The sequence below is a fragment of the Tropicibacter alexandrii genome, assembly GCF_003667315.2.
GTDB classification, from domain to species: Bacteria; Pseudomonadota; Alphaproteobacteria; order Rhodobacterales; family Rhodobacteraceae; genus Tropicibacter; species Tropicibacter alexandrii.
In genome coordinates this window covers 19,363-41,589 of sequence record NZ_RCTZ02000024.1, presented here as the reverse complement: position 1 = coordinate 41,589, position 22,227 = coordinate 19,363, and the positions used below count along the sequence as shown (strand labels likewise).

Sequence of the window (22,227 nt, the reverse complement as noted above, 5' to 3'; positions counted from 1 at the left end):
GCTCGTAGCCCGGGGTTGATCCCCGGGCTACCCCAAGCTCAGCGGTAGCGTTTCGGCGTCATGTCGAAGGCCCCCAGCTTCAGATCCCGGCAAAACAGGGCGTGGTCACGTTCGAGACGGTCCAGCGCCTCTTCGGCAAAATGCAGGATGTCATCGAAGAACAGCGCCTTGGGCTGCATCGCATCCAGAATGCGCGGCTCGATCTCGTAGTCGAGTTGGCCGATATCGTCGCTGCGGGCATGGGCCTGTGCCAGCGCCTGCCCGCAGGCCTTGGCGTATTTGCTCCACCCCTTCTTTGACAGATCGTCCAGATCCACGTCATCGCGGAACGGCGCGCGTTCGCGGCTCATGAAGCTGACGCCGTCGATCTCGACCGCACCGTAGAACACGTCGCCCGCGGCCAGATGCACCGCCTGCCCATGCGCGATGCGGTCCCCCGCATCACCGGCGTTGAAGTCATTGGGCGGCACCAGCCCCTCCAGCGCGGACCGGCGGGCGCGTTTGAACTCGACGATGATGTCGTCGGTTGCGTCCTTGGACGGGCCTTCGAGCAGGCAATAGTAGCGCGGCAGACCCAGCGAGGCCGTCCCCTGCCCGTGGCGCATGCAGACATCCTTGACCTTGAGCGTGCCCGACCGGCCCTTGGTGTCGATCTTGTTGGCCTTGGCCAGTTGGTCGATATAGCCTTGGAATTCATCGATCCGAGTGGAAATCGGCGTCAGCTCGAAATTGGCGCGAAAGCCCAGACCGTTTTCCGACATGTACCTGTCCCACAGCCAGTCCTTGCGGCTTTCCTCGGCCTCGTCAAAGAGCTTGCGGATCACCTTGGGGCTGTTGTCCGGGCGCATCTGGCGGATCACCTCGTCACCATGGCGCGCGTAAAAGGCCATCCTGTGGCGATACCCCTTGAGGAAGGCGCGGGCGATCTTGCGCTGGCGGGTGCGACCGTGCCCGCCGATCACCTGCGCGGCCAGCATGAAGCCTGTCGTGCCCCGCTTCAGATCCCATGTGAACGGGCCATAGATCACGTCGTCGAAATCGTTGACGCCAAAGATCGGGACGTTGTCGGCATTCGGCATGACGCCGAAATTGCCCGGATGCACGTCGCCCAGCACCAAGACGGTCGGCATGCGGTCATCCTCGCCCACCATGTCGCGGTGAAACAGCAGAGAGGTGCCCCGGAAGAAGGAAAACAGGCTCTCCGCCAGTTTCGTGAACTTGGCATCGGCGCCATCGGCCTTCTGGTCGATGCGCACCGCGTGATCTTCGAGGATGGTGGCGCGGACGTGGCGCCTGCGGGCCACGCCGGTCAGGTCGCGGGGCCGCATCGTGCAGGGGTCCTGTACGACGCGCCCGGCGAGGCCGCGATAGGCCTCGACCCGGTCGGTCAGGGCTTGGGTGGGCGGCGGTGCGCCCGCTTCGGGTGATGTGTCGGCACGTTTCTTGCCGGTCGTCTGCTTGGCCATGGCGGTCCCCTTCCTGCTGACAGGAACGACCCCGGCCCCGGGATCGTTCCGCGCAGGGGGCGCGATGGCCTACTGCCCAGGCGTGTCCAGCCCGACCGGCTGCCCGGCCACGGTGAACTTCAGCTGGTCCGGGCGCAGCAATTCACCCGCCACGCGTTTGACATCCGCCAGCGTGACCGCCTCGACCATGGCGTTGCGTTCTGTCACGTAGGCCGGGGTCAGGTCGTCCATCTGCATACCCACGAGAATGCGCGCAATCGGGCCATTGCCGTCGAAGCGCAGCGGGTAGGCGCCGGTCAGGTAGGTCTTGACCGCATCCAGTTCCTCTTGCGTGACGCCCTCTTCGGCCATCTTGGCCCATTCGTCGCGGATGACCGTGATCGCCTCGGCGATGCGGTCATTGGCCGAGGCCACCCGGCCCAGCATCAGCGCCGCGTGATCCTTCGGCACGAGGTAGGAATAGACGCCGTAGGTCAGACCGCGCTTTTCGCGCACCTCTTCCATCAGCCGCGCCTCGAAGCCGCCACCGCCGAGAATTTGGTTCAGCACATAGGCGGTGAAGAAATCCGGGTGGTCGCGTTCCAGCCCCTTGTGGCCGAACAGGGCCACCGATTGCGGGGTATCGAAGGGCACGACCTGCACGCCAGCCTCGGTCACGACGTCCACATCGGCGGGCTGCGGCAGGCCGGTTTCCGGCAGCGCGCCCAACAATTCGTCGAGCAGCGCACCGAGATCCTCGGCGGAAATGTCGCCTGCGGCGGCGATATAGACGCGATCCTTGGCCAGCGCGCCCTGATGCGCGGCGATCAAGTCGTCGCGGGTCAGGCCACTGACGCTGTCGACGGTGCCGCTATGGGCCGAGCCGTAGGGGTGGTCGCCGAACACATCGGCATAGAACACATCGCCGACGATCTCGTCCGGGTCCTTGGCATCCGAGCGGATGTTCGACAGCACTTGCTGGCGGACCCGCTCCACCGCGGTCTCGTCGAAATTGGGCTCGATCAGCGCGGCGCGCAGCAGCGCCATCGCCTCGTCCTTGGTTTCCGTGAGGAACTTGGCCGAGACGGACACGGTGTCGTCGCCCATGTCAAAGCGCAGCTCGGCGGCGATGGCCTCACGCGCTGCGGCGAAGTCGCGGGCATCCATGTCGGCGGCCCCCTCTTCGAGCGTCGCCACCATCAGGTTGGTCGCGCCACGCTTGCCCGGCAGGTCCAGCGAGCCGCCCCCCTTGAAGCGCAATTCCAGCGCAACGAAGGGAATCGAGTGATCCTCGACCAGCCACGCCTTGAAGCCACCGGGGCTTTCGACCTGCTGGATGTCGATTTCGGCGCGGGCGGACAGGCCGGTGACGATCAGCGCAAACGCCAGAATGAAACGGATCATTGGGTCACCTCTTCGCTCATCAGGTAGCCGGTCACGGATTGCTTGCGGTCAAAGACCAGCTGCGCTGCGGCCATCACATCCTCGGCGGTCACCGCTTGCAGGATGTCGGGCCAAGCCTGCACGTCTTCGACCGTCAGGCCGGAGGTCAGCGCATCGCCATAGCGCCGCGCCAGCCGGTTCACATCGTCCTGCGCATAGATCTGCGCGGCCTTCATCTGGAACTTGATCCGATCCAGCTGTTCGGGGTCGACGCCCTCCGTCATGAACTCGGCCAGCGCGCCATCCAGCGCCGCTTCGGCCTCTTCCAGCGTGACGCCCGGTGCGGGCACGATGACAAGGCCGAAGGTCGTGTCATCCAGCGAGGTCGCATTGTAGAAGGCCGAGGTATAGACCGCCTTCTGTTCCTCGAATTGCAGCTTCTGGGTAAAGACCGAGGTCTGCCCGCCCCCGAGGATCTCGGCAAGGATCGACAGCGCGGCGGCGGTTTCCTGCGCGCCGCTGTCGCGCTCCGGCGCGAGATAGGAGCGCATCACATAAGGCTGAGCGACGCGCGGATCGCGGTAGACCATGCGGCGCTCGGCGGTCTGGGCGGGTTCCTGCGCGCGAGCCCGTTCCTCGAGGTCGGGATTGGCGGGGAGCGGTTCGTAATACTCCTTGGCCAGCGCGCGCACCTCGTCCGGGGTCACGTCACCGGCGACCAGCAGGATCGCGTTGTTCGGCGCGTAATACTGACGGTAATAGGCCAGCGCATCGTCCAGCGTCAGGTTGGACATCTCGTGCTTCCAGCCGATGATCGGCGTGCCGTAGGGGTGGTTCAGGTATTGCGCCGCGCGGAACTGTTCGCGGAACAGCGCGCTGGGATCGTTTTCCACCCGCATGTTGCGTTCCTCGATGATGACGTCACGCTCGGTCAGGATTTCCTCTGGGCCGAGCTGGATGTTCAGCATCCGGTCGCTTTCCATGCGCATCATCAGTTCCAGCCGGTCGGCGGCGACGCGTTGGTGATAGGCGGTCTGGTCAAAGCTGGTAAAGGCGTTGTCGCTGCCGCCATTGGCGGCGACCGTGGCGCTGAACTCGCCGGGTTCCAGCGTCTTGGTGCCCTTGAACAAGAGGTGTTCGAGGAAATGCGCCACGCCCGAGACGCCGCGTTGCTCATCCGCCGATCCGGCCTTGTACCAGACCATATGGACGACGACCGGGGCGCGGTGATCCTCGATCACCACGACATCCATGCCGTTGTCGAGCGTGAAGGTCGTGACCGGCGCCTCGGCCGTGGCCATGGAGGCGCTGAACACGAAGGCGATCAAGGCAGTCAGACGGCGCATCGCGAAACCCTTTTGCAACTTTGGTTAAAGGGAACCTACGCGATGAATGGTTAACTTCAAGCTACCGCTGACGGCATTGTGAAAGGCTCAGTTCCCCGGCGGCGCGGTGGGCGTGCGGGCGCCAGCCGCCCGGTAGCGCTGCAGCCACAGGTAAGGGTCCAGCGCCTGACGGCGGTAGGCGTTGTAATATTCGTCGGTCGGCAGCACCGAGAAGGTGAACAGCGACTTGCGCTTGCGGAATTCTTCGTCCTCGGCAGCCAGCTGTGCGCGCACCTGCGGGTTGCGGCCAAAGCGGCTGGCACGGGCGACCAGCGCCTGATCGCCTGCCCCGACGCCATCGCCTGCGGCGAGGCGCGCAGGGTTGCCGCCCAATGCCGCCACGGCATCCGCCTTGGGCGTCTGATCGGTGCGATTGGCGCCGCCGGGCGTGGGGGTCGGCAATTCCGCAAAGCTTTCAGGGGCTTCCAGCGGTTTGTTGGGCAGGATGCCGAATTCCTCAGGCTCACCGGAATTGGTGCGCAGGTCGTGCAGCGTCCGCTCACGATCTGCCAAGCTGCACGCGCTCAGGACGCCAAGCGCCAGGATTGCCACAAGGTGCGATGCCCGCATCGTCCCCTCCAAGTTCCGGTTTTCCCGATCCTTATCGCATCTCACCGCCCTCGTCACGAGGCCTTTTTACCCCCCGGGAACAGAACGAGCCCGAAGGCCCCCGCAAAGATCGCGATATCGGCCACGTTGAAGGCAAACGGGTTGTCGATGCCACAACAGGACATGTTCAGAAAGTCGGCCACCGCGCCATAGACAAGGCGGTCGATGACATTGCCAAGTGCGCCGCCGATCAGGAACCCCGCCGAGATCAACCCGAGCCGCCCCGGAGGGTCGCGGCGCATCCAGACCAGCACGAACAGGACGATGCCCAGCGCGACCGAGATCAGAATCCACCGGGTCGCGGGCGCCTCTCCTGCCAGCAGGCCGAAATTGATTCCGTAGTTCCAAGCCATGTGGAAGTTGAGAAACGGCGGCAGGACGTCGATCTGCAACCGTGTCGCGAGGTCCAGCACGTGAACGACAAGGAACTTCGACAGTTGGTCGAGGACGAAGATCCAGATCGCCCAGATCCAGACGGTGGTCATCGGGCTGCGGGTCCGGCTGGCTTGGCTTGGTGTCAAGAGGGGTACTTTCAGCCTTGAAGAGGACGGGTCAGCGGTTGGCGGGGCGCCATTGGCGGCGAAGGTACGCAGAGCGTGGCGGCCATGCAAGGGCCGCCGCAGCGGCAGCCTTGCTTGAGTGGCGCGATGCCGGGAGGCAATGCCTTGCCGCCGCCCTGTTGAGCTTGGGGGTGCTAAGCGCCTTGAAAGGCGCTTGGTCCAAGGCGCTTCGCAGCGCCCTGCCCCCGCCCAACGTTGGCCGATCAGTGGCGGAAATGCCGCATGCCGGTAAAGACCATCGCAAGCCCAGCCGCGTCGGCGGCGGCGATCACCTCGTCATCGCGCATCGACCCGCCCGGCTGGATCACGCAGGACGCGCCAGCGGCGGCGGCCTCCATCAGACCGTCGGCAAAGGGGAAGAAAGCATCGGACGCAACCGCGCTGCCTTTGGTCAGGGCTTCCGGCAGGCCCAGCGCCTCGGCCATGCGCTCGGCCTTTTTCGCGGCGATCAGGGCGCTGTCCACGCGGCTCATCTGGCCCGCGCCGACACCGACGGTGGCACCGTCCTTGACGTAGACGATGGCGTTGGATTTGACGTGCTTGGCGACCTTCCACGCAAACAGCAGGTCTTCCATCTGCGCGTCGGTCGGCTTGACATTGGTCACGACCTTCAGGTCGTCGAGCGCGCGCTGGCCGACATCCTTGTCCTGCACCAACAGGCCACCGGCGACCTGACGATAGGTCAGACCGGCCTCGGCCGCATTGGCCAGACCGGGGGCGATGAGCAGGCGCAGGTTCTTTTTCGCGGCAAAGATGTCCTTGGCCTTCTGATCGGCACCGGGGGCGATGACGACCTCTGTGAAAATCTCGGCGATCTTCTCGGCGGTCTTGCCGTCCAGCGTGGTGTTCAGCGCGACGATCCCGCCAAAGGCAGAGGTCCGGTCGCAATCGAAGGCCTTTTGATAGGCCTCCAGAATGGTCGACCCGGTCGCCACACCGCACGGGTTGGCGTGCTTGATGATCGCACAGGCCGCCTGCCCCGCGCCGAATTCCGAGACCAGTTCGAACGCGGCGTCGGTGTCGTTGATGTTGTTGTAGGACAGTTCCTTGCCCTGCAACTGCGTCGCGGTGGCGATGCCGGGACGATTGGTGCCATCCACATAGAACGCCGCCTGCTGGTGCGGGTTCTCGCCATAGCGCAGCGATTGCTTCAACTCACCGGCAAAGACGCGGCGGCGGGGCGTGGTCTCACCAATCGCCCCGGCCATCCATGTGCTGACAGCCGCATCATAAGCGCCGGTGCGGGCATAGGCGATCTGGGCGTGACGCTGGCGGAACGCATAGGAGGTCTGGCCGTCATTGGCGTCCAACTCAGCCAAGAGCGCGTCGTAATCCTGCACATCGACCAACGCGGTGACAAAGGCGTGGTTCTTGGCGGCGGCGCGGATCATCGCGGGGCCACCGATGTCGATATTCTCGATCATCTCGTCATAGTCTGCGCCACGCGCCAGCGCGGCCTCGAACGGATAGAGGTTCACCACCAGCAGGTCGATCGCGCCGATGCCGTGCTCCTCCATCGCGGCCACATGCGCGTCATTGTCGCGCAGCGCCAGCAGGCCGCCATGCACCATCGGGTGCAGCGTCTTGACCCGGCCATCCATCATCTCGGGGATGTTCGTCACCTCGGACACGTCGCGCACGGCGATGCCCGCCTCGCGGATCGCCTTTGCGGTGCCTCCGGTGGACAGCAACTCGACGCCACGCGCCTCCAAGCTGCGGGCCAGGTCGATCAGACCGGTCTTGTCGGAAACGGAAAGCAGAGCGCGGCGAAGAGGCGCGAGATCGGGCATGTGGGGTCCCCCAATAGGTCAGACTGTCAGGTCCGCCTCTTCGCGGGCAAGGTCGCGGATGGCAATGGCCGTCTCCTGCGCCTTGGCAAGCGTCCAGCGGACGCGGGTCGCATACTGCATCGCGCGGCCAGTTAAAACGACCTGTGTGGTCGCACGTGGCCTTAATCTGCCTTTTTCGAGGTAGACCGACGGTTGCAGCGTCATTTCCACCGGCCCGTCCATGCGGAACACCCAGATTTCGCCGGACCTGAGCGCCATCGACACCGCCAGCCCGCCCATATCCAGCGTCACGTCCACGTCGGGATGCAGATGAAAGCGGATCTCGTAGGCGATTCCCGCCAGCTTGATCTTATCCATCGCGCGGTCGAAGCGTTTCTTGGCCGCCGCGTCGAGCGCGACGAGGTAATCCTCACCCTTGATCTGGCGACCGTCCAGAGACAGTTCCAGCGACCGCGCATGGGTCAGGCCGTGATCGGCGACATAGCCGTCATGCCCGCCTTCGAACCGGGTGCCCTGCGCCAGTCCCGAGATCTGGTGTGGCACATGGGTCGGCGCATCCTCCAGCAATTCGCGATCCGCCATGCCCACGGGGCGCGACGGGGCAAGGCTGGCGCTGGACCGCCCCTGAAGGCACAGCGTCGAATGCGACAGCGTGGCACGGCCCGCGCGCCGCCAATCCTCGCCAAAGCCGCCGCCCGACCCGCAGGACACGATCAGCGGACGCCGCCCCGAGGTCAGCTCGAACGCAAGGGTCGAGGCATGGGCATTGGCCGAGGCCACGCCCTTGGGCGGGGTCGCGGCGTCGATGATGACCGATGTGCGCCCGGCGGAGAGGCGGGCAAAGCCCAAGGCCAGACCTTCGGCCTTCTTGCGTTTGACGCCCGACGCGGCCAGCGCCTGATCCAGCCGCCCATCCAGCCCCCGCCCCCCGCCATGGAACCGCGCCAGCCCGCCATCGGCGTGGCGCAGGCTACGCAAGGTCGGGGCGATGCGACGGATCGCGGTCAGGTGGGGCTCGGTCGGCTGGCGGTGCCCCTCTTCCAGCGCCATCTGCGCCCATGTCAGCAGGGTGAAGACTTCGAGAAGTTCTTCGGGGTTGCGCGTGGGAATGCCGCCCTGATCGTCGATCTGCGCGGCGCATTCGCGCCCCAGCGCCTGACGCGCCGGTTCGATATGGCCTTCCATGCCGTCGATCGACAGACCCGCATAAAGCAGTCCGGTCATCGCCTCGAAGCGCGGCAGGCCGGGCGCCGCCGAGGCGCCGCGACGGGCAAGGAACTGCGTCTGCGCCGCCAGCGCCCGGTAGAAGGCCGTCGACTGTTCGGGGCTGCGCCCGCGCAGCAGGAACAGCGCGTGCTGCACCCAGCGGATCACCCGCCGCCCGGTCAACTCGGGCGTCCAACCCGGCCCCCGCCCGTCGCCGTAGCGGTCGATCCAAGCCCAAAGCCAATCCTGCGCCAGCTTGCGCGCCTGCGCGTCGCCAACGGCTGCCAGATCGTCGAGCCAGCCAAACCCTTGAACCTGCTCGGCAAAGGCGGCATCCGGCGCGGGGATCTGCCAGATCGTCCGGCCTTCGGCCTGTACGAGATGGCCCGCGAACATCAGGTTGCCCGCCAACATCTGCCGCCCGCGTGCGAAATAGCCGATGGTGCGTGGTTCGGGTTGCGAGACAAAGCCCGCAGCGGGCTTGGCCCGCGCTGCAAGGCGGGCATGCAAACGGTTCAGGAACCGCGCTTGCGCGGCGCGCCAATTGCGCCTTTGGGCCATGGCCATTGTGTCTGTCTCTGCTCTGGCAGCCCTTTTGCGGGCCTTGTTTGCCACAGGATAACCGCAGAGCGTCGGCCTGTCACCTGCTAGGGTCAGGATGCATTGATTATATGCCCTCAGTTCGCCAGATTTCGTGTCTCACCAGGATCATGGCCGCAGGAATAGTGGTTCTATTTCAAGGGCATGAGACACCGTGAGGCGCGAAATCCGGCGAACCCGAAGGGCAGCAAGAAATGCACGCTCTCACAGGCCCGCTTTCCTTGCCATGACGTCCAGTCGTAGCGGCGGAAAGCAAACCTTTGATAACGCGCATTTTTTCTGCTGAGGGCGTATAAACAATGCAACCTGACCCTAAGCTTTGCGCAGCGCCGCCATATAGAACCCGTCCATTCCGCCCTGAGCGGCAAGGAAATCGGGCCGTAGCCGCAAACCGCCCTCGCTGGACCGCCATTTGTCGTCGATCCAAGGGGCCGTCAGCGGCAGGACCTCAATATCGGGGCGCTCCTCACGGAGCGTGTCGATATGGCACTCGCCCTCGTCCGGCAGCAGGCTGCAGGTGGCAAAGACCAGACGCCCGCCGGGCTTCAACAGGCCCAGCGCATGGGCCAGCATCGCCTCTTGCAGGCCGATCAGTTCGGAAATCTTCTCGCCCTTATGGGCATGCGGCAGGTCCGGGTGACGGCGGATCGTGCCGGTGGCGGAACAGGGCGCGTCCAGCAGGACCGCGTCATATTGGCCGTGATGATCAAGCGCGTCGCCCTCGATCAGCCGCGCCTTGAGACCGGTGCGCGACAGGTTTTGCTCGACGCGGGTAAGGCGGCTGGCCGACAGGTCCAGCGCCGTGACATCCGCGCCCCGCGCGGCCAGTTGCAGGGTCTTGCCGCCGGGGGCTGCGCACATGTCCAGAACGGTTTGCCCGGCCACATCGCCCAGCAGTTGCACCGGCAGGCTCGCCGCCATGTCCTGCACCCACCAGTCGCCCACGTCAAAGCCCGCCAGGCCCGTGACCTGCCCGGCCTCGCGCAGACGGACCGAACCGCCGGGCATCACCGTGCCGCCCAACCGCTCAGCCCAGCCCTCGGGATCGGATTTCACCGTCAAGTCCAGCGGCGCGCCCTCGAAATGCACGCGCTCCATGTTGGCGACGGCCTGCGCGCCCCAAGCCGCGACCAGCGGTTCGCGCAGCCAGCGCGGCAGGCGGGGGATACGGCCCTTGGCCCAATCGGCGGGGGCGGTCTCGACCAGCTTGCGCAAGACCGCGTTGACCAGCCCCTTGGAGCTTTGGGTCGCCTTGCGCGCCGCCGCGATCTCGACAAGGTCGCTGACGATGCCATGCGCGGCGCCGCCCTGCGCCAGTTCATAGGCGCCCAGCCGCAGAATGTTGTGGACCCGCGTGACGGGCTTCTTGCGCAGATGCGGGTGCAGCAGGCGGTCGACCCGTTCCAGACCGCGCAGGGTGTCCGCCGCCAGCCGCTGCGCGGCGGCACGGTCAGCCGGGGTCAGCTTGTCCAGCAAGGTGTTCTCGGACAGCGGACGGCCCTGGTCCAGGACCTGGTCCAGAAGGTCGATGGCGGCCTTGCGGGCGGGGCTTGGGCTGGCGGTCATGGGGTCTTCCTGTTGGGGCGCGAGGCTTGCCCCCGCGCTGCGCGACCGTATATCTACGCAGGAAAGCCGAGGAAAGCCATGTCCGAGCCAAAAGACGTCAAGCCCGACCTGCCCCCCGCCGCCCAGCGCGCGCTGGCCGAAGCCGCCGAACGCCGCGCCCGTATGGAGGCCGAAGCCGCCGCGCGCCCGAAGGAGTTGGGCGGCCGCGATGGACCGGATCCCGCGCGCTACGGCGACTGGGAGAAGAAGGGCATCGCGATCGACTTCTGAAAGTAGGATGGGTGATCACCCATCCTACCCATGATGGCGCTCAATCGTTCAGACCGAGCACATCAAGCATGTCATACTCGCCCGGACCCTTGTCCTGCCCCCAAAGCGCCGCCTTCAACGCGCCCCGTGCAAACAAGGACCGGTCCGAGGCAACATGTTTCAGCGTGATCCGCTCGCCGCCAGTCAGAAACATCACTTCATGCTCGCCCACGATGTCGCCACCGCGCACGGCGTGAAAGCCGATCCTGCCCTTTTCCCGCGCGCCCGTGATACCGTCACGCCCCCTGTCCGAGACCTCTGACAAGGTCACCCCCCGCCCCTCGGCGGCGGCTTCACCCAGCATCAACGCAGTCCCCGATGGCGCATCGACCTTCCGGTTGTGATGCGACTCGACGATCTCGATATCCCAATCGGCGTCCAACGCCTGCGCCACCTTCTTCGTGACCTGCGTCAGCAGGTTCACGCCCAGTGACATGTTGCCCGCCCGCACGACCACCGCGTGCCGCGCCGCCCGCTGGATGCGCGCGAGATCATCTTCCGACAGGCCGGTCGTCCCGATCACATGCACCGCCCGCGCCTGCGCCGCCAGATCGGCGAATTCCACCGTCGCTGCGGGCGCGGTGAAATCGATCACCGCCTGCGCGCGGGCAAAGGCCTCCAGCGGGTCGCCCCCCACCAGCACGCCCAAGGGCGCCATCCCCATCGCCTCGCCCAGATCGCGCCCGACCCATTCATGGCCCGGACGCTCCAGCGCGCCCGACAGCTTCAACCGCTCCGAGGCCAGAACCTCGCGCACCAGCATCTGGCCCATCCGGCCCGACACGCCCGTAATCACCACGCCCGGCAAATCGGTCATCGCTCACTCCCGTCTCGCAATTTCGTGCCTGCATACAGCGCCCGCCCCCCATTGGCAAAGCCCGCGAGAGCGCGTACATCAAAAGCCATGGCACAGAACCCTTTCCAAGACGGCCCCGGTCCTTCGCAACGCCAAAAGCGCGTGGGCGAACTGCTGCGCCGCCGCCTCTCCGAGGTGCTGCAACGGGGCGAGATCCACGACCCCGAACTGAACCGCATTCCGATCACCGTGGGCGAGGTTGCGGTCACCGCCGATCTCAAGATCGCCACGGCCTATGTCATGCCGCTGGGCGGGCAGAATCAGGATGCCATGTTCGACGCGCTCAAGCGCAACAAGGGCGAGCTGCGCCGCGCCTTGTCTAAGGGCCTGACCCTGAAACACACGCCCGACCTGCGGTTTCGCCTCGACGAGACCTTCGACCGGCTCGATGACACCCGCCGGATGTTCTCGGACGAAACCGTCCGCCGCGACATCGAGAGCTGAGATGCGCGCGCTGGCGTCGCTGATCCTGTCGCTCTTCGCCTCGACCGCCGCGGCGGTCGAGTGCCAGACGGTTGCCTTCGACGGCGACCGCTACACGCTGTGCGAAGTCGACGCGACGCGCGAGGAATTGCACCTGTTCCGCGCCGACGACCAAGGCGTGCCCTACGGGCAATTCTCGACGCTCGAAGACGCGCTCGATGCAAAAGGCGAGACGATGCTCTTTGCCATGAACGCCGGCATGTACCATGCCGACCGTGCGCCCGTCGGCTACTATGTCGAGGATGGTGCGCAGGAAATGCGCGTCATCTCCAATCCCGGGCCGGGGAATTTCGGGCTGCTGCCCAATGGCATCTTCTGCATCAGGGCGGGCCGGGCGGACGTGTTCGAGACCCGCGCCTTCCTCGCCCGCAAGCCCGACTGCCGCGATGCCACGCAATCGGGTCCGATGCTTGTCATCGACAACGAACTCCACCCGCGCTTCCTGCCCGACAGCTCCTCGCGCTATATCCGCAATGGCGTCGGCACGTCCAAGGACGGCACGCGCGTGGTCTTCGCGATCTCGGAAAACCCGGTGACCTTCCACGAATTCGCCCGGCTCTTTCGCGACGGGCTGACGCTGCCCAACGCGCTGTTCCTCGACGGCAATATCTCGCGGCTCTACGCGCCACAGCTGGGCCGCAACGACATCGGCCGCCCGATGGGCCCCATCGTCGCCGTCACCGCCCCCAAGCAGTGACCCACGCCTGCGCGACCGCGCACCACCCGCCACGGGCGCCCACCCGAGCCAACGACCGAAGGGAGGCAGGCGAGGCAAACTGCGCGCCGAAGGCGCTCCTTTTGATAGCCCGCCGCCGAAACCGAAGTGGAGGTCCCGGGTCAAGCCCGGGACGGGATGGCATGGCTTGCATAACGCGCGCCTTGGGCCTACCTCGGAACAGGATTGACCCGAGGTGCCCATGACGAACTCCCCCGCCGATCTGACCCAGCAGCTGCTCGATGCGGCCAAACGCGCAGGCGCCGACAGCGCCGATGCCATCGCCCTCAGCGGCACCGCCCTGTCCATCGACGTGCGCGCGGGCCAGCTCGAACAGGCCGAGCGCGCCGAAGGCAGCGATATCGGCCTGCGCGTCTTCGTGGGCCGGCGCAGCGCCATCGTCTCGGCCTCCGACACCCGCCCCGAGACCATGACCGCCATGGCGGACCGCGCCGTCGCCATGGCCCGTGAAGCCCCCGAAGACCCCTATGCCGGTCTCGCCGATCCGTCGCAGCTGGCCACCGATTGGGATGTGGCCGCGCTGGAACTGCACGACCCGAGCGACGAACCCGCGCCGTCCGCGCTTCAGGACGACGCGCGCCGTGCCGAGGCCGCCGCACTGGCGGTCGAAGGCATCACGCAGGTCCAGTCCGCCTCCGCCAGCTATTCCGCGCAGGACGTGGCCCTTGCCGCCTCGAACGGCTTCGCGGGCAGCTATCGCCGCAGCTCGCGCAGCCTGTCCTGCGTCGCCATCGCGGGCACCGGCACCGGGATGGAGCGCGACTATGACGGCGACAGCCGCACCTTCCAATCCGACCTGCGCTCCCCCGAAGAGATCGGCACCACCGCCGCCAACCGCACGCTGGAACGCCTGAACCCGCGTCGCCCCAAGACCGGCGCCTATCCGGTGCTCTTCGACGAACGTATCGCCTCCTCGCTGATCGGCCATCTGATGATGGCCATCAACGGTGCCTCGATCGCGCGGGGCTCGTCCTTTTTGCGCGACGCGCTTGGCACGCAGGTCCTGCCGGACGCGCTGAGCCTGACCGAAAACCCGCACCGGCCCCGCGCCGGGGCCTCGCGCCCCTTCGATGCCGAGGGCCTGCCGACCCGCCAGAGAAAGATCATAGACAATGGCACGCTGACCGGCTGGACGCTGGACCTTGCCAATGCCCGCAAGCTGGGGCTGGAGAGCACCGGCAATGCCGCGCGCTCGGTCTCAGGTGGGGTGTCGCCCACCGCGTGGAACCTTGAACTGACCCAAGGCACGGCCAGCAAGCAGGATCTGATGGCGCAGATGGGCACCGGCCTGCTGGTGACCTCGATGATCGGCTCGACCATCAATCCCAATACCGGCGACTATTCCCGTGGCGCGGCGGGCTGGTGGGTCGAGAATGGCGAGCCGGTCTACCCCGTCTCGGGCGTCACCATCGCGGGCAACCTGCGCGACATGCTGCGCGGCCTGATCCCCGCCAACGATGCCCGCAGCTACCTGTCCCGCGTCGTGCCGTCGCTGCTGGTCGAGGGGCTGACGCTTGCCGGGGACTGACCTCAACCTGCTGATCGACGCGGCGCAGGCCGCCGGTCAGACTGCACGCAAATATGTCGGCGGCGATCTGGGGACCCGCTACAAGGATCACGACAACTCCCCCGTGACCGAGGCCGATCTGGCGGTGAACGCCGTGCTGGCGCGCATCCTGCGCGAGGCGCGGCCCGATTACGGCTGGCTGTCCGAGGAAAGCACCGATACCGAGGCCCGGCTGGACGCCCACCGCACCTTCATCATCGACCCGATCGACGGCACGCGCAGCTTCATCGAAGGGTCCAAAGCATGGGCCCATGCCCTTGCCGTCGTCGAGGGGGACCGCGTGACGGCCGCCGTCGTCTTCATGCCGATGATGGACAAGCTTTATGCCGCCAGTTCCGGCGGCGGTGCGCGCCTGAATGGCAAGCCGATCCGCGTGGCCCAACACGCGGCCGCCCGCGATGCCGAGGTGCTCGCCGTCAAGCACAGCCTCGACGCGCGCTTCTGGCCCGGCGGCGTGCCGCAGGTGCGCCCCAATCACCGCCCCTCGCTGGCCTACCGGCTCAGCCTCGTGGCCGAAGGGCGCTTCGACGCGATGTTCACCTTTCGCCCAAGCTGGGAATGGGACATTGCCGCAGGCAGCCTGATCCTGTCCGAGGCAGGCGCGCGCGTGACCGATGGGCGCGGCGGACGGCTGCGCTTCAACCAGCCGCACCCGCAGACCGATGGTGTCCTTGCCGCGAACCCGTCGCTGCATGCGGACCTGCTCGACCGGCGGGGCTGAGACACCGGATCTTTACGCCCGGCCCGTACGGTCCGACAGCTTGACCCGGACACGCCATGGTTTAGGGTCGCCTCCAGCCAACCGCCAAGGGATTGTTCCATATGCAAAGACTCCACCTCGTCTTCGGTGGCGAACTCGTCGATCCGTCGAAAACCCAGTTCCGCAACGTCGATGACATCCATATCGTCGGCATCTTCCCCGACTACCAGACCGCCTATGACGCGTGGAAGGCCGAGGCGCAGCGCACCGTCGACAACGCCCACATGCGCTATTTCATCGCGCATCTGCACCGCCTGCGCGACGAGGAACAGGAAGTCTCCAGCACAGAAGAGCTGGGCTGACCCATTGGCACCGCGCGCCCTGAGCCTGACGGCCTATCTGGCCTATGCGCGCGGCACGCCCGCCAGCGGGACGGCGCCCGCCCTGCCCCACCGTCCGCTCGGGCCGCTTGTCTGGGCACATGCGGATGGCGTGGAACCGGCGCGCACCTTGGCCAACCTGTGCAGCCGGATGCAACTGCAACGCCCCGAGATCACGGTGGCCCTGTCCGGCAACATGGCCGCGCAGCCCGACGCGCTGGCCGTAACCCTGCCCGCCGATCACCCGGCGGAGTGCGAGCGGTTCGTGGCCAGCCTGCGGCCCGACATCCTGCTGTGGAACGCCCTCGCGCTGCGCCCGGCCCTGCTGCACGCGGCGCACCGGCACGGCACCCACATGATGGCGCTCGACCTGCCCGACAGCGGCTGGACAAGCCCCGCGCCCCGCTGGCTGCCCGACCCCGCCCCGGCCACGCTTGCGCTGTTCGACAGCCTGCATACCGCTGGCAACACCGTGGCCGGACGGCTGAGGCGTCTTGGCCTCGACCCCGACCGCATCCGCAAGGGGGCGGCGCTGCTCGACACCGCGCAGCCCTTGCCGAATGACGACGACACACATCAGAACCTCGTCAGCCTGCTCGCCGGTCGCCCGGTCTGGCTGGCCGCGCATCTGCGCGCCGAAGAGGCCCATGACATTCTGCGCGCCCATCGCCGCGCGCTGCGGCTGGCGCACCGGCTGCTGCTGATCATGGTCCCCGAGACCGAGGATGAGGCGCTGAGCATCGCCCAGACCGTGCGGGGCGCGCAAATGCGCGTCTGCCACTGGGACATGGGTGAAATGCCCGACGAAAACACCCAGGTGCTGCTGGTCGAGGGGCCCGAGCAACTGGGCCTGTGGTACAGGCTCGCGCCTCTGGCCTTTCTTGGCGGATCGCTGGTTACGGGCACGGGCGGCCACGATCCGTATGAGGCCGCGACGCTGGGGGCGGCCATCCTCTATGGCCCCAATGTCGGCAGGCATCTGGGTGCCTATTCTCGACTGGTCGAGGCCGGGGCCGCGCGGATCGTCCGCGATGCCGATTCGCTGGCCTCTGCCGTGTCGAACCTCGTCGCCCCCGATCAGGCTGCGACCATGGCCCATGCGGGCTGGGACGTGATCTCGTCCGGGGCGAAAAGCGTGGACCGGGTGATCACCGAAGTCTTCGATACGCTGGACGCGCGGGGGGCCGCCTGATGCGCCCGCCGCGCTTTTGGTCCACCCCGCCCGAGGCGCCCGGCTGGCAGGCGCGGCTGTTGGGCCCCCTTGCGGCGCTGACCGCCCGGGCCACGGCCCGGCGGGTGGCGCGCGCGCCGGATTTCACCGCCGATGTGCCGGTGATCTGCATCGGCAACATCAATGCAGGCGGCACGGGCAAGACGCCGACGACCATCGCCCTGATCCAACACCTCGCCGCGCGCGGGGTGACCGCCCATGTGGTCAGCCGGGGCTATGGCGGCAGCCTGCCCGGCCCGGTGGAGGTCGATCCGCGCGCGCATACCGCCGCGCAGACCGGCGACGAGCCTTTGCTGCTGGCGGCCTTCACCCGGACATGGGTGGCCCGGGACCGCGCCGCAGGGGCGCGCGCCGCACAGGACGCTGGCGCACAAGTCATCCTGCTGGATGACGGCTTCCAGAACCCGCAGGTGCACAAGGACCTCTCGCTGATCTGCGTCGATGCCGTCGCGGGCTTCGGCAATGGCCGCTGTCTGCCCGCCGGGCCGCTGCGCGAACCCGTCGCAACCGGCCTCGCAAGGGCCGACCTGCTGCTGTCCATCGGCCCCGATGCGGCGCAGGTCCGGTTCCGCGACCAATGGGGCGCGCAGATCGCGGTCCCGCATCTGACTGGCCAGCTGAAACCCCTGCAAACCGGGATGGACTGGAACGGCCTGCCGACGCTCGCCTTTGCTGGGATTGGCCATCCCGAGAAGTTCTTTGCCACGCTGAAATCCCTCGGCGCAGACCTGAAACGCGGCGAGGCGCTGGAGGATCACCAACCGCTCACCGCCGCCCTGATGAAGCGCCTCGAAACCGAGGCCGCGTTGATCGGCGCGCAACTGGTGACCACCGAAAAGGACGCCGTCCGCCTGCCAGCGGATTTCCGGATGAAGGTGCTGACCCTGCCGGTCCGCCTCGACATCGCCGACACGACTGCGCTGGACGCAGCCCTCGATCAGCTGCTCCAAGGCGCGTCTGGGCGCTGATCGGGGGGCGGGGGTGGGCGGGTGGGCCGCCCCCCCGAGCAGGGCACAGACGCGCCTATTCCGCCGCCAGCCGCACCTCGCCCGCATCGCCCAAACCCGCCAATTCGGCCACGACGCCCGCCAAGACCTCGCGGAAAGCGCCGAAATCCGCGCGCGGGCTGATCGCCACCTCGTCCATATACAGCGCCCGGTCGATCTCGATCTGAATCGCGTGCTGGCCACGCGACGGCCGCCCGTAATGCTGCGTCGTATAGGCCCCGGCAAAAGGCGCATTGCGCGCCACCCGGAACCCTGCCGCCGCAAAGGCCGCCTCGACCTGTTCCACGTAATCCGACGAGGCCGACGCCCCGAAGCGGTCGCCGATCACGATCTCGGGTCGGGCCGCGCCATTGCGAATCGTCGTCTCCAGCGCCTCGTGCGGCATGGAATGGCAGTCGATCAGGATCGCCTCGCCAAAGCTGCTGCGCGCCCGATCCAGCAATTCGGCCAGCTTCTGATGATAGGGCCGCCAGATCCGCGCGATTCGCGCATCGGCCTGCGCCCGGGTCAGCTTGCCGCGATAGATGGCCCGCCCTTGTGCCACGACACGCGGCACGACGCCCAGCCCCGAGGCCACGCGCGGATTGTGGCCCGCCTTGCGCACACCGACGATCAACGCCGGGTCAAGCTCGTCGCAGGAGCGGTTCAGATCGAGATAAGCGCGTGGCGCGCCGGCTCGCAGCAAAGGCGCGCCATGTTGCGGCGCACAGTCGAAAAGCTTGTCCACATAGGCATCTTCGCTGCTGCGGATGGTCCGCTCATCGAGAATCGTGGTCGCAAGGAAGCTTTCCGGGTAATCCCGACCGGAATGCGGCGAGGCAAAGACAACCCGCGAGCGCAGCTTGTCCGGCAAATGAAGATGGTAGGCAAATCGCGGCATCCGGGGCTCCTTCGGAAAAAATGATAGCCCGAAAAGATAAGCTGCCAAAAGCCCCTTGATCCCGGTCAGGACTCCTTTTATAGACCCCTCCACCGGCGCGGAACATTCCGCGCCTCTTCTTCGGAAGGGGCAAGGGTCGACGCGGCGGACATAGGGTGATTAGCTCAGCGGTAGAGCACTTCGTTGACATCGAAGGGGTCACTGGTTCGATCCCAGTATCGCCCACCATGAATTCATCGCCCTGCACGGTTCGGGCATTTGCTGGAACCGATTGCAGGGTATTGGCCGCAACAATGGCGCTCGCGCGCCGCGAAAGGGGAAAAGACCATGAAGGTTGCAAACTCGCTCCGCTCGCTCAAAAAGCGCCATCGCGACTGCCGCGTTGTGCGCCGCAAGGGCCGCGTTTACGTGATCAACAAGACGCAGCGCCGGTTCAAGGCCCGTCAGGGCTGAGATCGGACAGTTCACACGGGAAATGGCCGCGCCTTCGGGACGCGGCCTTTTTCGTTTCAAAGCTCCTGAAAGTAGGATGGGTGATCACCCATCCTACCCGATCTCACCGCCCGCCAAGCACGCCATCCGCCAGCAACCGAACCACGGTCTGCTCATCCAGATAGCCCGACACACGCAGCCCGCGCGTTTCCTGGTACTTGCGGATGGCCCGGCGCGTGTCCCGGTCGAAACTGCCATCCACGTTGCCCGGGTTCAGCCCAAGCTGCGACAAACGCGCCTCGGCCAGCCTCCGCGCCACCGGGTTCAGGTTCAGCCCGTCCTCCTCGGCCTTGGCGCGGACCGCCGCGCTGTCCTGCTCGGCCTCGCGCTGCAAGCGCCGGATTCGCGCTTCCGCCTCGTTGGAAAAGGCGCCGCTGGGCCATTTCGACAGATAGGCGCGGTAAGCCTCGACCGACCCATCCTCCTGCGCTTCGTCCCAGTCCCGCCGGTCCTGAAGCGCCGCCTGATCGGCGCGGCGCTGGTCGATCTGATCCAAGAGCGCCTGCGCATCCTCGGCGAATATTCCCTCGGGATAGCGATCGAGGTAGGCGCGCAGGGACGCCTCATCGCCCTGCGCCTCGACCTCCGACCAGAAGGCCCGGTCGGCGGCCTCCTGTTCGGCCTGCTTGCGCCGCGCCTCTTCCTCAAGCTCGGCCGCCCGGCGGGCCGCCTGCGCGTCCAGCCGGGCGATTTGCGCGGCAGAGAGGTAGCCAGATTGCGGCTCGCGCGCGCGCTCCTGCCAGCTGCGGATCGCCGAGCGGGTGCCCGGCCCAAAGATCCCGTCGATCCCGCGGGTGTTGTAGCCCAGCAGGGACAGGTCGCGCTGGATCTCGCGCCGCTGGTCGCGGGTCAGGTTCAGGCGTTCCTCGGCCCTGCGCTCGGCGTAAAAGGGTTCATCCTCGATGGCCGCCAACCTTTGCCGCGCCGCCGCCGAGTGCAGACCGTCGGGATATTTCTGAAGATAGGTGCGGTAGGCCTCTGCCGAATCGCCGGCTTGGGCCAGTGTCCACGCGGCGTTGTCCCCGGCCTCATCCACGACCGGCTCGGGATCTGGCTCCGGTGCCGGGTCCGGGTCTACGCGCGCCCCCACGTCTTCCTCGCGCAGCAGCACGAATCCCTCGGGTGCGTAGCCCATCAGTTCCAGTTCGTAGCGCGTGGCCTGCCGGGGCAAGTCGCGCCCCGGGCGCATCAGCTCGCGCGTGGCAAAGCGCGCCACGTCTGCCGCAGGCCCGCGCAGCACCGTTACGCCCTGCGGCACGTCCAGCGCGCCCGGCCCCGGTGTCAGGTACAGCCCCCCCTCGGGTTCCGCCGCCGTTTCGCCCAGCACCAGCAGCGCCCGGCCCGGGTAACGCGCCAGAACCGCCAGCACCGCGTCGATCGGAAAGCCTTCGGTCAGGGCCAGCGCCTCGTTGCCGCCCGTGCCCTGCGTGACCGGCAACAGGTACGCCCCGCCCGGCCCATGCAGAAAGGCCCCCGCAAGGATCACCACGACCGGGCCGTCATCACCTTCGAGGGCCCGGACGAAATCCGCAAAAGCCGAACGCATCTCGACCGCGTCCGCATCCTGCACCGCCGCCACGTCGAAGCCCTGTTCGCGCATCGCCTCGGCCGAGGCCTCGACCCGCGTCGCGCCGAACAGCGTATCGAAGGCGCCGTACCGGCTATTGCCGATCACCAGCGCATCACCCGCCGCGAATGCGCCGGACGACCACAAGGCTGCTAAAATCGCTGGAAATATACGCATGACCAATCCTCCTGCCCGACAAGCCTATCGCCAGAGGCCTGTCGGGCAAGGAAGAATGTCAGTCGTAGCTGCGCTGATCCTCGATCACCAGCCCGTCGCGCGGCAATCCGCCGATCGGCACCAGCTCGACCTTGCCCTTGAGCTTGAGCACGTCGGCAACGGTTCCTTCGTAGGCCGCTGCATCCGCGCCCTCGGTCTCGATTCGGACGGTCATCACGTCCATCTCGCCCTCGCGCGAGGCGACGACGCGAGCGCGGGCGATTTCGGAATGCTTGGCCACAAGCTGCGCGACCTGCTCGGGGCGGACGAACATGCCCTTGATCTTGGTGGTCTGATCGGCGCGGCCCATCCAGCCCTTGATGCGGGTATTGGTGCGCCCACAGGGCGATTCACCGGGCAGAACGGCGGACAGATCGCCGGTCGCAAAGCGGATCAGCGGGTAATCGGGGTTCAGCGTGGTCACGACGACCTCACCCACCTCGCCCGGCGCGACAGGATCGCCGGTACCCGGAGTGACGATCTCGACGATCACCCCTTCATCGAGGATCATGCCCTCCTGCGCGGGGGATTCGTAGGCGATGTTGCCCAGATCGGCAGTGGCATAACATTGCAGGCAGGCGATGCCCCGGTCCGCGTAATATTGGCGCAGGGACGGGAACAAGGCCCCGCCGCCCACCGCCGCGCGGGTGATCTTCAGCTCGAAGCCCATCTCGTCGGCCTTCTCAAGGATGACCTTGAGATAATCCGGCGTGCCCGCATAGGCCGTGATGCCGATATCGCGCGCCGCGCGCGCCTGCAATTCGGTCTGGCCGGTGCCGGCGGGCAGCACCGCCGCGCCCACGGCGCGCGCGCCGTTCTCGAAGATCATCCCCGCCGGCGTCAGGTGGTAGCCAAAGCAGTTCTGGACGATGTCCCCCTGCCCGATCCCGCAGGCATGCAGGAACCGCCCCATGCGCCACCAGTCGTGGCTGACACCGCCCGGCTCGTAGATCGGGCCGGGGCTCTGGAAGACATGCGCAAGGTTCGACACCGGCAGCCCGCCAAAGGGCGGCCGCTCGGCCTGTCGCGCCGACAGGTCGGACTTGCGCAGCACCGGCAGCGCGGCCAGCGCCGCAAGGTGTTCGACCGGGTCCATCCCGTTCTGCGCCAGCTGCGCGTTCAGCGCCTTGAGCTGCTCCGCCTCGCGTTCATCCCGTGAGCGTGTCTCAAGCGCGTCGTAATAGGTGCTCATGCCACCCTCCGTCTTTCTTGTCCGTCATTGATCTGGAACATTGTTCGGTCTGCGGTACCCAGTTACC

At 66.9% G+C, this 22,227-nt stretch carries 21 protein-coding genes and 1 tRNA gene; 10 read left to right on the top strand and 12 right to left on the bottom strand.

Features of this window, described 5'->3' with window-relative positions:
* Positions 1-38 precede the first annotated feature (38 nt).
* From D8Z78_RS21010 to D8Z78_RS20975, 8 genes are all read right to left on the bottom strand, one after another.
* Entirely contained in the window at positions 39-1,466 is a 1,428-nt protein-coding gene (locus D8Z78_RS21010) for a DUF2252 domain-containing protein (RefSeq protein ID WP_121632615.1), read from the bottom strand.
* Positions 1,467-1,535: 69 nt separating this feature from the next.
* On the bottom strand, positions 1,536-2,849 hold the full coding sequence (locus tag D8Z78_RS21005; protein WP_121632616.1) for a M16 family metallopeptidase: 1,314 nt from the start codon (positions 2,847-2,849) through the stop codon (positions 1,536-1,538).
* Complete coding sequence (locus D8Z78_RS21000; RefSeq protein ID WP_121632618.1) at positions 2,846-4,174, bottom strand: M16 family metallopeptidase; 1,329 nt, start codon at positions 4,172-4,174, stop codon at positions 2,846-2,848. Before D8Z78_RS21000 ends, D8Z78_RS21005 begins: the two co-directional genes overlap by 4 nt.
* Before the next feature lie 87 nt (positions 4,175-4,261).
* On the bottom strand, positions 4,262-4,783 hold the full coding sequence (locus D8Z78_RS20995; RefSeq protein WP_121632620.1) for a DUF3035 domain-containing protein: 522 nt from the start codon (positions 4,781-4,783) through the stop codon (positions 4,262-4,264).
* 53 nt (positions 4,784-4,836) lie between these two features.
* Positions 4,837-5,307, bottom strand: a complete 471-nt coding sequence (gene lspA, locus D8Z78_RS20990) for a signal peptidase II (protein WP_121632621.1) — start codon at positions 5,305-5,307, stop codon at positions 4,837-4,839.
* Positions 5,308-5,585: 278 nt separating this feature from the next.
* Positions 5,586-7,172: a bifunctional phosphoribosylaminoimidazolecarboxamide formyltransferase/IMP cyclohydrolase gene (gene purH / locus D8Z78_RS20985; RefSeq protein WP_121632623.1), complete on the bottom strand. Its 1,587-nt coding sequence runs from the start codon at positions 7,170-7,172 to the stop codon at positions 5,586-5,588.
* An 18-nt stretch (positions 7,173-7,190) separates the two neighbouring features.
* Positions 7,191-8,939, bottom strand: a complete 1,749-nt coding sequence (locus D8Z78_RS20980) for a heparinase II/III family protein (protein WP_121632667.1) — start codon at positions 8,937-8,939, stop codon at positions 7,191-7,193.
* 351 nt (positions 8,940-9,290) lie between these two features.
* The gene (locus tag D8Z78_RS20975; RefSeq protein WP_121632624.1) at positions 9,291-10,544 is read right to left on the bottom strand and encodes an RsmB/NOP family class I SAM-dependent RNA methyltransferase; all 1,254 of its coding nucleotides are present in this window, start codon (positions 10,542-10,544) and stop codon (positions 9,291-9,293) included.
* 78 nt (positions 10,545-10,622) lie between these two features.
* Between D8Z78_RS20975 and D8Z78_RS20970 the strand changes: the two genes are divergently transcribed.
* Positions 10,623-10,814 (top strand): DUF1674 domain-containing protein, encoded by a 192-nt coding sequence (locus D8Z78_RS20970; protein ID WP_121632626.1) that lies wholly within the window; start codon positions 10,623-10,625, stop codon positions 10,812-10,814.
* Positions 10,815-10,854: 40 nt separating this feature from the next.
* Here D8Z78_RS20970 and dapB read toward each other — a convergent pair whose 3' ends face one another.
* Entirely contained in the window at positions 10,855-11,670 is an 816-nt protein-coding gene (gene dapB, locus D8Z78_RS20965; RefSeq protein WP_121632628.1) for a 4-hydroxy-tetrahydrodipicolinate reductase, read from the bottom strand.
* A gap of 87 nt (positions 11,671-11,757) precedes the next feature.
* Here dapB and rbfA point away from each other — a divergent pair, with 87 nt between their 5' ends.
* From rbfA to lpxK, 7 genes are all read left to right on the top strand, one after another.
* Complete coding sequence (gene rbfA, locus D8Z78_RS20960; protein ID WP_121632629.1) at positions 11,758-12,153, top strand: 30S ribosome-binding factor RbfA; 396 nt, start codon at positions 11,758-11,760, stop codon at positions 12,151-12,153.
* A gap of 1 nt (position 12,154) precedes the next feature.
* The gene (locus D8Z78_RS20955; protein ID WP_121632631.1) at positions 12,155-12,889 is read left to right on the top strand and encodes a phosphodiester glycosidase family protein; all 735 of its coding nucleotides are present in this window, start codon (positions 12,155-12,157) and stop codon (positions 12,887-12,889) included.
* A gap of 220 nt (positions 12,890-13,109) precedes the next feature.
* Positions 13,110-14,456: a TldD/PmbA family protein gene (locus tag D8Z78_RS20950; protein ID WP_121632632.1), complete on the top strand. Its 1,347-nt coding sequence runs from the start codon at positions 13,110-13,112 to the stop codon at positions 14,454-14,456.
* A complete protein-coding gene (locus D8Z78_RS20945) occupies positions 14,443-15,216 on the top strand; it encodes an inositol monophosphatase family protein (RefSeq protein WP_121632634.1) in 774 nt (257 codons plus the stop codon). The genes D8Z78_RS20950 and D8Z78_RS20945 overlap by 14 nt, the downstream gene beginning before the upstream one ends.
* Positions 15,217-15,317: 101 nt before the next feature.
* On the top strand, positions 15,318-15,557 hold the full coding sequence (locus D8Z78_RS20940; protein WP_121632636.1) for a DUF4170 domain-containing protein: 240 nt from the start codon (positions 15,318-15,320) through the stop codon (positions 15,555-15,557).
* 4 nt (positions 15,558-15,561) lie between these two features.
* Complete coding sequence (locus D8Z78_RS20935) at positions 15,562-16,767, top strand: 3-deoxy-D-manno-octulosonic acid transferase (protein ID WP_164933048.1); 1,206 nt, start codon at positions 15,562-15,564, stop codon at positions 16,765-16,767.
* Positions 16,767-17,774, top strand: coding sequence for a tetraacyldisaccharide 4'-kinase (lpxK, locus tag D8Z78_RS20930; RefSeq protein ID WP_121632637.1), 1,008 nt, complete (start codon positions 16,767-16,769; stop codon positions 17,772-17,774). Before D8Z78_RS20935 ends, lpxK begins: the two co-directional genes overlap by 1 nt.
* Positions 17,775-17,829: 55 nt before the next feature.
* Here the strand turns inward: lpxK and D8Z78_RS20925 are convergent, their stop codons facing one another.
* Positions 17,830-18,693 (bottom strand): N-formylglutamate amidohydrolase, encoded by an 864-nt coding sequence (locus D8Z78_RS20925; RefSeq protein ID WP_121632639.1) that lies wholly within the window; start codon positions 18,691-18,693, stop codon positions 17,830-17,832.
* A 153-nt stretch (positions 18,694-18,846) separates the two neighbouring features.
* On the opposite strand from D8Z78_RS20925, the gene D8Z78_RS20920 reads away from it, so the two are divergent.
* Both D8Z78_RS20920 and ykgO read left to right on the top strand, forming a co-directional pair.
* Positions 18,847-18,921 (top strand) — tRNA-Val (locus tag D8Z78_RS20920).
* A 99-nt stretch (positions 18,922-19,020) separates the two neighbouring features.
* Complete coding sequence (ykgO, locus tag D8Z78_RS20915) at positions 19,021-19,146, top strand: type B 50S ribosomal protein L36 (protein ID WP_007792261.1); 126 nt, start codon at positions 19,021-19,023, stop codon at positions 19,144-19,146.
* Between the two features lie 103 nt (positions 19,147-19,249).
* Here ykgO and D8Z78_RS20910 read toward each other — a convergent pair whose 3' ends face one another.
* Together D8Z78_RS20910 and D8Z78_RS20905 are read right to left on the bottom strand one after the other, a co-directional pair.
* A complete protein-coding gene (locus D8Z78_RS20910; RefSeq protein WP_128910883.1) occupies positions 19,250-20,929 on the bottom strand; it encodes a peptidoglycan-binding protein in 1,680 nt (559 codons plus the stop codon).
* Between the two features lie 58 nt (positions 20,930-20,987).
* Positions 20,988-22,160: a phenylacetate--CoA ligase family protein gene (locus tag D8Z78_RS20905; protein WP_121632643.1), complete on the bottom strand. Its 1,173-nt coding sequence runs from the start codon at positions 22,158-22,160 to the stop codon at positions 20,988-20,990.
* Between the last annotated feature and the right edge of the window lie 67 nt (positions 22,161-22,227).